The 12,587-nt window shown below is 62.2% G+C and carries 9 protein-coding genes and 2 pseudogenes; 6 read left to right on the forward strand and 5 right to left on the reverse strand.

The genetic code is table 11. The annotated features are described in order from the left end of the window. A pseudogene (locus QZL63_RS06655) lies at positions 1-1,271 on the reverse strand (protein translocase subunit SecDF); the annotation flags it as partial. A 381-nt stretch (positions 1,272-1,652) separates the two neighbouring features. On the opposite strand from QZL63_RS06655, the gene QZL63_RS06660 reads away from it, so the two are divergent. Beyond that, the gene (locus tag QZL63_RS06660; RefSeq protein ID WP_022308547.1) at positions 1,653-2,957 is read left to right on the forward strand and encodes an alpha-L-fucosidase; all 1,305 of its coding nucleotides are present in this window, start codon (positions 1,653-1,655) and stop codon (positions 2,955-2,957) included. A 140-nt stretch (positions 2,958-3,097) separates the two neighbouring features. Here QZL63_RS06660 and dnaK read toward each other — a convergent pair whose 3' ends face one another. Beyond that, a complete protein-coding gene (gene dnaK, locus QZL63_RS06665) occupies positions 3,098-5,014 on the reverse strand; it encodes a molecular chaperone DnaK (RefSeq protein WP_022308548.1) in 1,917 nt (638 codons plus the stop codon). Positions 5,015-5,355: 341 nt separating this feature from the next. Between dnaK and QZL63_RS06670 the strand changes: the two are divergent. The 4 genes and pseudogenes from QZL63_RS06670 (at position 5,356) to QZL63_RS06685 (ending at position 9,277) form a co-directional block, all read left to right on the forward strand. Next, a pseudogene (locus QZL63_RS06670) lies at positions 5,356-6,905 on the forward strand (4Fe-4S binding protein). A gap of 12 nt (positions 6,906-6,917) precedes the next feature. After that, entirely contained in the window at positions 6,918-8,309 is a 1,392-nt protein-coding gene (locus QZL63_RS06675) for an aldo/keto reductase (protein ID WP_022308551.1), read from the forward strand. Next, positions 8,306-8,743, forward strand: coding sequence for a DUF1893 domain-containing protein (locus QZL63_RS06680; protein ID WP_022308552.1), 438 nt, complete (start codon positions 8,306-8,308; stop codon positions 8,741-8,743). Before QZL63_RS06675 ends, QZL63_RS06680 begins: the two co-directional genes overlap by 4 nt. 6 nt (positions 8,744-8,749) lie before the next feature. Further along, positions 8,750-9,277 carry a hypothetical protein gene (locus QZL63_RS06685; protein WP_022308553.1) on the forward strand — a complete coding sequence of 176 codons (528 nt, stop codon included), beginning with the start codon at positions 8,750-8,752 and terminating at the stop codon, positions 9,275-9,277. A 240-nt stretch (positions 9,278-9,517) separates the two neighbouring features. Here the strand turns inward: QZL63_RS06685 and QZL63_RS06690 are convergent, their stop codons facing one another. The 3 genes from QZL63_RS06690 to QZL63_RS06700 form a co-directional block, all read right to left on the reverse strand. Then, entirely contained in the window at positions 9,518-9,757 is a 240-nt protein-coding gene (locus QZL63_RS06690) for a hypothetical protein (protein WP_022308554.1), read from the reverse strand. 305 nt (positions 9,758-10,062) lie between these two features. Then, a complete protein-coding gene (locus tag QZL63_RS06695) occupies positions 10,063-11,634 on the reverse strand; it encodes an FKBP-type peptidyl-prolyl cis-trans isomerase (RefSeq protein WP_290586316.1) in 1,572 nt (523 codons plus the stop codon). Between the two features lie 48 nt (positions 11,635-11,682). Continuing rightward, positions 11,683-12,279 carry an FKBP-type peptidyl-prolyl cis-trans isomerase gene (locus QZL63_RS06700; RefSeq protein WP_022308556.1) on the reverse strand — a complete coding sequence of 199 codons (597 nt, stop codon included), beginning with the start codon at positions 12,277-12,279 and terminating at the stop codon, positions 11,683-11,685. On the opposite strand from QZL63_RS06700, the gene QZL63_RS06705 reads away from it, so the two are divergent. Further along, positions 12,260-12,553 carry a hypothetical protein gene (locus QZL63_RS06705; protein WP_290586319.1) on the forward strand — a complete coding sequence of 98 codons (294 nt, stop codon included), beginning with the start codon at positions 12,260-12,262 and terminating at the stop codon, positions 12,551-12,553. The genes QZL63_RS06700 and QZL63_RS06705 overlap by 20 nt on opposite strands. Positions 12,554-12,587: the final 34 nt, after the last annotated feature.

The raw sequence follows: 12,587 nt of genomic DNA on the forward strand, positions 1-12,587 counted from the left end.
GTCCCTGGGGCATTCATCGTCATCGAGACCTCGGCCGAAGCGCCGCGCTCGGCGTAACGCTCCACCGACTCCGTCACGACGCTGCCGTCGAGCGGGGCCTTGCCGTCGGGAGTCGAAACCTTGAGGGCATAGAGGAAGTAGCGGCCGTCGATGTGGTCGTCACCCTTGACACCCCACTTGAAGATGATGTCGGCCGGGAAGAGCTCGCGCACGGCGGGCTGTGCCAGGTAGGCGTTCACGGCAGCCATGTCGGCCTTGTAGGCGGCACCGATGGCGGCACCTCCGGCATACGAGGGATCGAGCACGGCGAAGAGCGGATTCTCGGCCCGGTCGAAGTTGCCCGTGCGGGCGGCATCGGCCTCGGCGGCGGGAGCGGGCTCGTTGCCCAGCTCGGCGATCAGGCCGCCCGTCGTATCGGCCGGCTCGGCAGCGGCAGCCTCATCCCCGGCAGCACCCTCCTCGGCGGCGGGAGCAGCCTCCATCTCCGACTTCAGCAACTTGTCGGCTGCAGCCAGAGCGGGAAGTACCTCGCGGGCGTCGTAGGTCGTCCAGAATTCGAGCGAAGCGGTTCCCTGCAACAGATCGCGGACACGCTGCGGCTCCTTCACACCCGGGAGCTCGACCAGAATGCGGTGCGAGTTCGGCAGGCGCATGATGTTGGGCTGCGTGACACCGAAGTGGTCGATACGGCTGCGAAGCACGTTGAACGAAGCGGCGATGGCGGCCTCGGTCTCCTTCTTCAGCAGGCGCTCGACGTCGGCATTCGAGCTCTCGAGCGTGATGTCCGAGCGGTCGGGGCTGACGAACAGCTCGGCGAGCGGACGGCCGCCCGACAGGCGCTCGTAGGCCTTCACGAAGTCGCCGATGTAGTCGCTCGACGTACCCTGCTTGAGGGCCTCGTTGGCCTCGGCGATCGCCTCCTGGAAGGCCGGATCGTTCTGGCTGTCACCGGCAAGAGCCTTGACGACATCCTCGACCTGAACCTCCAGCATGACGTTCATACCGCCCTTCAGGTCCAGACCCAGATTCAGCTCCTTCTCCTTGCACTCCTTGTAGGTGAACTTGCGGAATCCCATGTTGAAGACCGGCATGTTCTGGACCGAATCCAGATAGTGCTGTTCGGCACCGGCCTGCTCCTCGAGCGGGAACTGTGCGGCATACTCGGCCGCCTTTTTCTCTACGCTTCGTGTCTTGAACGTAAACGAGAGCTGATAAACGCACGCGAGCGCCAAAAGCACCGCGATGAGTTTAATGAAACCTTTGCTTTGCATTTGCGTGAAAAAAATTTGTTGTTATTTGTTTGTTTTGTTTGTAATTATCACGGTTACGCACAATAGCACGCAAAGATAGAAAAAAGATATTGAAAATAGCTATCCTCACCGAAAAAACTGTCATTTTGAGCCGATACGATCCGCTGTTCCGGGAGAGGGAAGGCCGCGAAACCGGGAAACGGCCGGCAACCGGGAAGGCGCAGCGGACCCGGAAAGGCGCGGCAGGATGCAGGCGGCAACGCTCCTGCCGCCCGGGAAAAGGACTGCGGACCGGGAAATCTCGGCGGAAAAAAGCGGCGGGAAGGGCCGCAGCGTGCGGAAGGAGCCGATATTTTATTAAATTTGTATCCGTTTCAACCATCAATCAACCGAACCGCTATGATGAAAAAACTCTTCCTCCTCGGCTGTGCGCTCCTCTTCGCCGCCGGGTCCCGGGCCCAGACGGGCTATGTGCCGGCACCGGAAAACCTTGCCGCACGCCAGTCCTTCGCCGACGGCCGTTTCGGCATCTTCCTCCACTGGGGGCTCTATGCCATGCTCGGGCAGGGCGAATGGACCATGACCAACCTCGACCTCAACTACCGCGAGTACGAGAAGCTCGCCGGAGGGTTCTACCCCGCGAAATTCGACGCCCGGGCGTGGGTAACGGCATTCCGCGAGGCGGGCGCCCGCTACATCTGCTTCACGACGCGCCACCACGACGGATTCTCGATGTTCCACACCGGACAGTCGCCCTACAACATCGTCGATGCCACGCCCTTCGCCCGCGACGTGGTGAAGGAGCTGGCCGAAGAGTGCCACCGGCAGGGGCTGCGCGTACACTTCTACTACTCGCTCATCGACTGGTGGCGCGAGGATGCCCCCCGCGGCCGCACGGGCCTCGGCACGGGACGCCCGGCCGACAAGGAGGATGCAGACGCTTACTTCGACTTCATGAAGGCCCAGCTCACGGAGCTGCTCACGCAGTACGGCGAAGTGGGCGCCATCTGGTTCGACGGCGTGTGGGACCAGGACCGGAACCCCTCGTTCGACTGGCGCCTCGATGAGCTTTACAGCCTGATCCACCGGCTCCAGCCGGCATGTCTGATCGTGAACAACCACCACCTGACCCCCTTCGAGGGCGAGGACGTGCAGGCCTTCGAGCGCGATCTGCCCGGAGAGAACACCGCCGGGCTTTCGGGGCAGGCCATCAGCCGGCTCCCGCTCGAGACGTGCCAGACGATGAACGGCATGTGGGGCTACAAGATCACCGACCAGAACTACAAGTCGGTGGGGACACTCGTACAGTATCTGGTCGGGGCGGCCGGACGCGGCGCCAACCTGCTGCTCAACATCGGCCCGCAGCCCGACGGTGCGCTCCCGGCCGCAGCCGTGGAGCGGCTCGAGGGAATCGGAGAGTGGCTCCGCGCGAACGGAGAGACGGTCTACGGCACCGAGGCGGGCCCCGTTGCACCGCGAGACTGGGGCGTGACCACGCGCAAGGGCGACAAGGTCTATGTCCACGTGCTCAACTGGCCCGACGAGGAGCTCTTCGTTCCCGTGACGGGCGAAAAGGTCGTGCGGGCGGCACGCTTCGCCGACGGCGGCAGGCTCACGTTCCGGCAGGACGATGCCGGGGTGACCGTCCGGCTGGGCGAACGCGACGCCGAGGCCCCCGACTTCATCGTGGAGCTGACGGTCAGATAGCAGGCGACAAACGGGTACGGGGTGCGGGTGTGACCCGGCCCCGGCACGTCACCGGAGAACAAAAAAAGCGGAGGAGTGTTTCCACTCCCCCGCTTTTCGTTTCGGGATGCCGGACCGCCGGCCCCCGGGGTTTTATCCGGTTATTTCACCTCCTCGAACTCCACGTCCTCGGGCTGCGAAGCTCCGTTGCCGCCGTTCGACTGGGCTCCCTGATTGCTCTGCTGCTGACCGGCGTTCTGCTGTGCGCCCTGGGCCTGCTGCTGTGCATAGATGTCCTGCGAAGCGGCCTGCCATGCGGCATTGAGCTCGGCGATGGCCGTGTCGATGGCTGCCACGTCGGCATTCTTGTGCGCCTCCTTGAGCTTGCCCAGAGCCGACTCGATGGCTGCCTTCTTGTCGGCAGGCAGCTTGTCGCCGTACTCCTTGAGCTGCTTCTCGGTGGCGAAGATGTTCGAGTCGGCGGCGTTGATCTTGTCGATACGCTCCTTCTCGGCCTTGTCCTTGGCCTCGTTGGCCTTCGCCTCGTCGCGCATGCGCTGGATCTCCTGCTCGGTAAGGCCCGACGAAGCCTCGATGCGGATCTTCTGCTCCTTGCCCGTACCCTTGTCCTTGGCCGAGACGTTCAGGATGCCGTTGGCGTCGATGTCGAACGTCACCTCGATCTGCGGCACGCCACGCGGAGCGGCCGGAATGCCGTCGAGGTGGAAGCGGCCGATCGACTTGTTGTCGCGGGCCAGCGGACGCTCGCCCTGGCAGACGTTGATCTCTACGGAAGGCTGGTTGTCGGCAGCCGTCGAGAAGACCTCCGACTTGCGCGTCGGGATGGTCGTGTTGGCGTCGATGAGCTTCGTCATCACACCGCCCAGCGTCTCGATACCGAGCGACAGCGGCGTCACGTCGAGCAGCAGCACGTCCTTCACCTCGCCCGTCAGCACACCGCCCTGGATGGCGGCACCGATAGCCACGACCTCATCGGGGTTCACCGACTTGTTGGGCGTCTTGCCGAAGAAGTCGGCGACGATCTTCTGGATGGCGGGAATACGCGTCGAACCGCCCACGAGGATCACCTCGTCGATCTGCGAGGCCTCGAGACCCGCGTCACGCAGCGCCAGCTTGCAGGGCTCGATCGTCTTGCGGATCAGGTGGTCGCACAACTGCTCGAACTTGGCGCGCGTCAGCGTCATAACAAGGTGCTGCGGAATGCCGTTCACGGGCATGATGTACGGAAGGTTGATCTCCGTCGTCGTCGAGGACGAGAGTTCGATCTTCGCCTTCTCGGCAGCCTCCTTCAGACGTTGCAGGGCCATCGGGTCCTCACGCAGGTCGATGCCGTGCTCGGCCTTGAAGGCCTCGGCCATGTAGTCGATCAGCACGTGGTCGAAATCATCGCCTCCGAGGTGCGTATCGCCGTTGGTCGATTTTACCTCGAATACGCCGTCGCCCAGCTCGAGGATCGAGATATCGAACGTACCGCCACCGAGGTCATAGACGGCGATCTTCATGTCGTTCTGCTTCTTGTCCAGGCCGTAGGCCAGTGCGGCGGCCGTAGGCTCGTTGATGATACGGCGAACCTTCAGGCCCGCGATCTCGCCCGCCTCCTTCGTAGCCTGACGCTGCGAATCGGAGAAGTAGGCAGGAACCGTGATCACCGCCTCGGAGACCTCCTGGCCCAGGTAATCCTCGGCCGTCTTCTTCATCTTCTGGAGAATGATGGCCGAAATCTCCTGCGGCGTGTAGAGCCGTCCGTCGATATCGACACGCGGCGTGTTGTTGTCGCCGCGGACGATCGAATAGGGCGCACGGGCGATGTCGGCCGTTACCTTGTCGTAGGTCTCACCCATGAAACGCTTGATCGAGAAGACCGTGCGCTTGGGGTTCGTAATTGCTTGACGCTTTGCGGGGTCTCCCACCTTGCGCTCGCCGTCGGCCGTAAATGCCACCACCGAAGGAGTCGTGCGGTGTCCCTCGGAGTTGGGGATCACAACCGGCTCGTTGCCTTCCATCACTGCCACGCAGGAGTTCGTCGTTCCCAGATCGATACCAATAATCTTTGCCATAATTGTACCTATTATTTAATTTGTTTTCAATTCACGTTCCGCATCCGTCCACCCGGGGATCCTGCTCCGCGTGCCGGATACGCCCCTACACCGAACAAAGGTTATACCAAACGGCATCGTCTGCCAATTTGTCAGACGGATGGCAGAAAGAGCGGGCGGCATGCCTCCTGTCACACGGCATTTTGGCAGGATTCGTCCGACGACGGCGTGCCAGGATGTGCAGGAGATGGCACCCCGGCATGCCGGCTGTCCCGTAAAATTGGTATGAATTTCCGGAATCCGCATCTTTCGAAAATACCTAAAATTTGGTATTTTTGCACAAACGTCAAACCTCTCCGCACATGCTTCGCAAGATCAGAATCACCCTTGCCGTCATCTGTTTCGCGCTCATCACGCTGCTGCTGCTCGACTTTACGGGGACGCTCCACACCTGGTTCGGATGGCTCGCCCGAATCCAGTTCCTGCCTGCCGTGCTGGCGCTCAACGTCGCCGTCGTCGTCTCTCTGGTGGTGCTCACGCTCCTCCTGGGGCGCGTCTACTGTTCGGTCATCTGCCCGCTGGGGGTTTTCCAGGACATCGTCTCGTGGTTGAGCGGCCGCCGCAGGAAGTACCGCTACCGCTTCTCCTACTCGCCGGCCAAACGGTGGCTGCGCATCGCCGTGCTGGTGCTCTTCGTGGCGGCAATCGCCGCAGGCATCGGCTCGCTGGTCGCCCTGCTGGCACCCTACAGCGCCTACGGGCGGATCGCCGCAAACCTCTTCGCCCCGATCTACCGCTGGGGCAACAACCTGCTGGCCTACTTCGCCGAGCGGGCCGACAGCTACGCCTTCTACCAGACCGACGTGTGGCTGAAGAGCCTCCCGACGCTGCTCGTCGCCGCCGCGACGTTCATCGTGCTCGTTGTGCTGGCCTGGCGCGGCGGACGTACCTACTGCAACACGATCTGCCCGGTGGGCACCATACTCGGCGCCCTGGCCCGCTACTCGCTCTTCCGCCCCGTGATCGACGAGCGGAAATGCAACTCCTGCTCGCTCTGCGCCCGAAAATGCAAGGCCTCGTGCATCGATTCGGCGCAACACCGGATCGACTACTCGCGCTGCGTGGCCTGCATGGACTGCATCGACACCTGCAGGCACGGGGCCATCTCCTACCGGCTCCGGGAGCTGCGCCCGAAGCAGGACGAAACGGAAAGGAGGGGCGGGAAGGCGGCCGCAGCGCGTGCGGGGGGCCGGCGGCCGCAGCGCATGCGGAGGCTCCGGCCGATCCCGCACGCCGCAGGTTCCTGACCGGCGCCGGGCTGCTGCTCGGAAGCGCCGCCCTGCACGCGCAGGAGAAGAAGGTGGACGGCGGCCTGGCCGTGATCCTCGACAAGAAGGTGCCGGCACGCCATACGCCGATCGTGCCGCCGGGTGCCGTCAGCCTGCGCCACATGGCCGCCCACTGCACGGGGTGCCAGCTCTGCGTCTCCTCGTGCCCGAACGGCGTGCTGCGCCCTTCATCGGGACTGATGACCCTCATGCAGCCCGAATCCTCCTACGAACGCGGCTACTGCCGCCCGGAGTGCGTCGTCTGCTCGGAGGTCTGTCCCGCAGGCGCCATCCTGAAGATCACGCCCGCCGAGAAGTCGGCCATACAGGTCGGGCGCGCCGTCTGGGTGCGTGACAACTGTGTGCCGCTCACCGACGGCGTGGCATGCGGCAACTGCGCACGGCACTGTCCGACGGGTGCCATCACGATGGTGCCCTCGGACCCCGAACGCGCGGACAGTCCGAAGATCCCCGCCATCAACGAAGAGCGCTGCATCGGATGCGGAGCCTGCGAGAACCTCTGCCCCGCCCGGCCGTTCAGCGCCATCTACGTCGAGGGGTATACCTATCACCGAACGATCTAACACCTCCATTCCATGGACAACCAGAAGAAAAAAGCCATCGACCGCCGCGAATTCCTCAAACGGCTCGGCACAGGGACCGCCCTCGCATCGGCCGTCGCCCTGACGGGTTGCGCCCCGAAGGCGGGTCGGCAGGACACCCCGCAACAAGCCGGAGGAGGCATGACCTACAGGACCAACCCCACGACGGGCGACCGCGTCTCGCTGCTCGGATTCGGCATGATGCGCCTGCCGTCGGTACGCCGCAACGACACCGAGGAGATCGACCAGCAGCAGGTAAACGAGCTTGTGGACTACGCCATCGCCCACGGGGTCAATTACTTCGATACGTCGCCCGCCTACTGCCGCGGATTCTCCGAGCGGGCCACGGGAACGGCGCTTGCCCGCTATCCGCGCCAGAGCTACTACATCGCCACCAAACTGTCGAACTTCTCGCCCGCAACGTGGAGCCGCGAAGCCTCGATGGAGATGTACCGCAACTCGTTCCGCGAACTCCGGACCGACTACATCGACTACCTGCTGCTGCACGGCATCGGCATGGGCAGCGACGGCATGAAGGAGTTCGAAGCCCGCTACATCGACAACGGCATGCTCGATTTCCTGCTGGCCGAACGCGAGGCCGGGCGCATCCGCAACCTCGGGTTCTCCTACCACGGCGACATCCGCGTATTCGACCGCATGCTCTCCGAACACAATCGCTACAAGTGGGATTTCGTGCAGATCCAGCTCAACTACCTCGACTGGCGCTACGCCAAGCAGATCAACGAGCGGAACACCAATGCCGAGTACCTCTACGGCGAGCTGGAGAAACGCGGCATCCCGGCCGTCATCATGGAACCGCTGCTGGGCGGGCGCCTCTCGAACGTGCCCAACAACATCGTGGCGCGCCTCAAGCAGCGCGAACCCGAACGGAGCATCGCCTCGTGGGCCTTCCGTTTTGCGGGGTCGTTCCCCGGGGTGCTGACCGTGCTGAGCGGCATGACCCGCATGGAGCACCTGCAGGACAATCTCGCCACCTACTGCCCGCTCGACGCGCTCACGGACGAGGAGTTCGCCTTCCTGCAGCAGACCGCCGACCTGATGATGCAGTTCGACACGATCCCCTGCAACGACTGCAAATACTGCATGCCCTGCCCCTACGGGCTCGACATCCCGGCCATCCTGCTCCACTACAACAAGTGCCTCAACGAGGGCAATATCGCCGACAACGTGCAGGACGAGAACTACCGCAAGGCCCGGCGCGCCTACCTTGTAGGCTACGACCGCAGCGTACCCCGCCTGCGGCAGGCCGACCACTGCATCGGCTGCAACCAGTGCTCGCCCCACTGCCCGCAGGGGATCGACATCCCCCGCGAGCTGCACCGGATCAGCGACTATGTCGAACGGCTCAGACGCAACAAGCCATGATCGGAGAGCTGGTACGCACACTCCGCGAAGGGGGACATACGCTCGTCGTGGCCAACGGGGCGCAGATCCGCACGTTCGACCGCCGGGGCGTAGCCGACCTCCATACACTGCTGACCGACGGCGGGGAGTTCTTGCGCGGCGCCACGGTGGCCGACAAGGTCGTGGGGAAGGCCGCGGCGGCACTCATGCTGCTGGGCGGCGTCAGCGAAATGCACACGGAGGTCATCAGCCGGCCGGCACTCGACCTCCTTGCGGGAAGCGGCATGCGGGTCGGCTACGAAGTCGAGGTGCCCCATGTCATCAACCGGAACAGGACGGGCTGGTGCCCGCTCGAGACACGCTGCCGCGACTGCCGGACCGCCCGGGAATGCCTCGAGCGGATCGAGGAGTTCCTGCAGCAGCAACAGATCGGAACAACGAACGAATCAAAATAAACATCCATGCAAACGCACACTGCAGAATCCGTCCCGGTCAGGCTCCACTCGCTGACCTACGGAGAGACCAAGACTTATCTGTTCGCGGCGCTGTTCATCGCCGGAAACATCCTCCTGCCGCAACTGTGCCACCTCGCACCGCTCGGGGGTGTCCGCTGGCTGCCGATCTACTGCTTCACGCTCGTCGGCGCCTGCAAATACGGCTGGCGCGTCGGGCTGCTCACGGCCCTTCTTTCGCCGCTGATCAACTCCGCGCTCTTCGGGATGCCGGCCGCCGCGGCACTGCCCCCGATTCTGGCGAAATCGCTTCTGCTGGCCGGAGCGGCCGGATATGCCGCCGCACGCTTCCGCAAGGCCTCGCTTGCAGTGCTGGCCGCAGTCATACTTACCTACCAGGCAGCAGGAACGCTCTTCGAATGGGCGTGGGTCGGCGATCTGCAAACGGCACTGCAGGATTTCCGAATCGGAGTTCCGGGCATGCTGCTGCAGCTCTTCGGAGGCTGGCTGGTCATCAACCGCCTGATCCGCAGGTAAACGACAGGTAAGGCGAGCCTCTGCCTCAGATCTCCGCCGCGGCCTATGGAAGGCCGCGGCGATCCGTTTCCGGAGGCGGCAGGAAAAAAGCAGAGATGAGCGGAAAGAAACCGGAAGACTCCGGGGATTCAGAAAGGGCACGAAAAACCGGAATCCCGCCCCGAAAAAAACCGGAACCCCGCAAGGAGTTCCGGCCTATCCGGCTGTGGCGCCGGACCATCCGTATTTTGATCGATCGAGCTATTGCTCGCTCAGGATACGCATCGCAACGTCGAGAATCGTCGTATCGTCCAAGGTAACGACACCGCCGTCCGGTCCCGGTTCGAAGTGCACACCGACGCATTCTTTGGCCTCGTGTTTGCCTCCGAAGTAGTTACGAACAGTCTCTACATCAATTCCCAATTCATCTGCAATGCGTTGCGAGCTGCCGCTCGGCAGCCGGTCCTTGATACGACGCAACTCGTTAAATGTGATAATCATATCCGTCGAATTTTAGGTGTGATAGTTCTGTACTACTAAATTAATACAATTTTGTTAAATTACAAAATTTCCGCAGGAAAAAGTACCCGAAAAAAGGGTCGGAAGAGAGGGTGCAGGCCTGGCACGAAACCGGACCGCAGCAGGCTCCGCCAACAGAACGGAGCAAAAAACGGACCAGCAGTCGGCAACGCAGGAGATCGGTCTGCCGGACGGCAAAAAAAACGGGGAGACCCGGTTGAGGTCTCCCTGTTTCTGGTGACGGATTCCGCACAAAGCCCCGATCCGGCCGGGCGCATGCGACGGGATCAATCCTCCTCGGGCTCGATGTAAATCTCGAAGATCAGCGGCGTATAGGGCAGGATCTCGGTATTGACGGTCGTCGTGGTCTCGGAGGTATCCTCGTAACCGCTTCCATAGCCGTAACCGTAGCCGTAGCCGTAACTGTAATAGGGATCGTAATAGCCGCCGTAGTAACCGCCGTAATAACCGCCGTAATAGGGATTGTAGTAACCGCTGTTACCATAGAGGCTGTTGTAGTAGTACATCATGTTGAGGTAGTCGAGGTAGTTGGACGAATAGCCGTTCGACTCGGTGATCGATCCGCCCGTCTTGCCCGTCGATCCGTAGGCGTTCGTCGAAGTCGTGACCAGTGCGGCCCACTGCCCGTACTGGAGTTTCGGAACGCCATAGTACCATGCCGTGATCATCGAGTGCTCCTCGGGCGTATAGGAGAGCGCCTCTCCCTCCGAGGCGACCTCGCCGTAGATCAGCTCCTTCACCTCGTCGATGTTCGTGTCGAAGATGAAACCGTCGAGGAAACGGCCGATATACCAGATCTTGGCCGTACCGTCCAGCTGCACCGAATCGGCCTTCAGCTCCTTGATCCCCGGATAGGGATTCTCCTCGTCGGGATGGAACCGCTTGACCAGCGCCTCGTTGATCTTCGCCTCGAGAGCCGCCATCGAACCCTCATTGACATAGGGCTCGAAACCGACGGCATAGGGGTTCGGGAATTTCAGCGTTGTCTGCGGGTCGGCCGGGTTGAAACGGTAGTTCACGTAGACCTGCGGGATCGTATCGTTGGCGCTCACCCACTGCTCGGCCACGTTGTAGGGATGGTCGGGGTCCTCGGGATCCGTCGGCAGGGGCTTGCTCTCGGCATCCTTCGTCTCCTCCTCCTTGGCATACTTTCGCAGGCCGCCGTTGGCCGCGCAATAGTCGTCCACGTCGCGGCCCTCGCGCTCGAGCGGGTTCTTGATCGTATCGAGGATCGTAAGCTCCATGATGTAGGGATGGTTGTCGTCGAGCGAGAACTGGCCCTCGTATCCGCCGCTGCCGACCGTAAGGCTTCCGGACACGCGCGACGGAAGGTAGAGGCGGATCTTGTCGCCCTCACGCAGCTGGTACTCCGTGGAGATTCCCTTGGCGGCGGCATACTCCTCGTCGAGCTTGAGCGTATTGAGCATCGCCAGCGTCGTACCGTCGGACACTCCGGCCGTCAAGGCGTTGCAATAACGGAAATAGGGCACGTAGTGGGTGTATTTCGTGAAGGTGCCGACCTGGTGGGCCCGTGCGGCGTTGCGCGTGACGATGATGTTGCCCGCAAGGTCGCAGCCCGTGAAATCGAAAGTCACCCAGCAGGCCGTGTCGCTGATCGGTTTCACATCGTCCGAGGCTCCCGAAGCCTCGAGCACATCGACGTAGTAGCCGCCGTTGTCCTGGAGGTTCTTCACCAGATCGGGGTGATTCTGGGTCATCCACGCCTCGAGGGCCATATCCTCGAACTTGTCGAACGATTCGGATTCCTCCTTGGCGCAGGATGCGAACAATACGGCTCCGACGGCGGAGAAATACAGAAAACGTGTGAGCAATTTCATATGTTTCATCAAATACTGTTTCGTGTCAGGTCCATTTCGGCGGCATCGTCACTCGACCGCATCGACCGTGAAGAACCACGCCAGGGGGCTCTCACGCGCGATTGTTGAGAAATTCGTGTCGCCATAGGCCATGTTGTAGGTCATGTAGGCCTCCACCTCGTCGCCCTGGCGGCAACCCAATAACGCAAGGCGCAGGCCTTTTATTATGTTTCCGCTGCGCATGTCGATCTGAAGCGGCTCGAAGGACCAGGCCCCCGAGGTCAGCCCCATCTCCTCATAGGCACTCTTCAGCAGGGGGTCGTTCGAATAGAACGGGAAGGTGCTGTCGGTGATGTTCGCAAAATTGAAGACATAGGCGCGGAAGGTGATCGTCACTTTCGACGAGGCCGTCACCTCCGTCCGCCCGGGCCGGGCCGGATCGTAGTAATTATCGATGTAGCGGTAGACGGTATTCCCCAACGTCGTGTAGAACGCCTGCTGACTCTCGGTATCGACCTCCGATTCGTCCACAAGCGTCGGCGAATGGGTCGCGGTCAGGTACGAGACGATGCGTTCGCGCTGCTGCGGAAGCGTCTCCTCCTCTTCGGAGCAGGCGCCGCAGAGCACAAGCGGCAGGGCAAGCAGGATGGCGGACAATCTTTTCATCGGGCTATATATTGTGCAAATTTACAAAAACAATCCGATTTACACACAACAAACGGAAAAAATTGCCCGGTTCGTACGGCAGCAGGAAGAAAAAAGCGCGAAACGCCCGGCAGCAGGAAGGCGGGCGAGCAGCCGGCAGGCAAAGAAAGCCGGCAGCAAAGAAGCGGACCGGATCGGCCGCAGGGCAAGATACGGAGCGTGGTACGGAGCAGCGGCAACCGGCCCGACGGCGCGGGTCAGCGGCGGCGCAGATAGTCGCGGCGGGGGCTCTTGAGCCGCTGCCGCCGACGCTGGTTTTCTCCCGTGGC

Origin of the sequence: Alistipes sp. CAG:268, from assembly GCA_000434235.1 — a bacterium.
GTDB lineage: Bacteria > Bacteroidota > Bacteroidia > Bacteroidales > Rikenellaceae > Alistipes > Alistipes avistercoris.

Excerpts from the sequence above, each read along its gene's own strand:
- QZL63_RS06660 (WP_022308547.1), top strand. The coding sequence starts at position 1,653 with ATGAAAAAACTCTTCCTCCTCGGCTGTGCGCTCCTCTTCGCCGCCGGG.
- dnaK (WP_022308548.1), bottom strand. The coding sequence starts at position 5,014 with ATGGCAAAGATTATTGGTATCGATCTGGGAACGACGAACTCCTGCGTG.
- QZL63_RS06675 (WP_022308551.1), top strand. The coding sequence starts at position 6,918 with ATGGACAACCAGAAGAAAAAAGCCATCGACCGCCGCGAATTCCTCAAA.
- QZL63_RS06680 (WP_022308552.1), top strand. The coding sequence starts at position 8,306 with ATGATCGGAGAGCTGGTACGCACACTCCGCGAAGGGGGACATACGCTC.
- QZL63_RS06685 (WP_022308553.1), top strand. The coding sequence starts at position 8,750 with ATGCAAACGCACACTGCAGAATCCGTCCCGGTCAGGCTCCACTCGCTG.
- QZL63_RS06690 (WP_022308554.1), bottom strand. The coding sequence starts at position 9,757 with ATGATTATCACATTTAACGAGTTGCGTCGTATCAAGGACCGGCTGCCG.
- QZL63_RS06695 (WP_290586316.1), bottom strand. The coding sequence starts at position 11,634 with ATGAAATTGCTCACACGTTTTCTGTATTTCTCCGCCGTCGGAGCCGTA.
- QZL63_RS06705 (WP_290586319.1), top strand. The coding sequence starts at position 12,260 with ATGGCGGACAATCTTTTCATCGGGCTATATATTGTGCAAATTTACAAA.
- QZL63_RS06700 (WP_022308556.1), bottom strand. The coding sequence starts at position 12,279 with ATGAAAAGATTGTCCGCCATCCTGCTTGCCCTGCCGCTTGTGCTCTGC.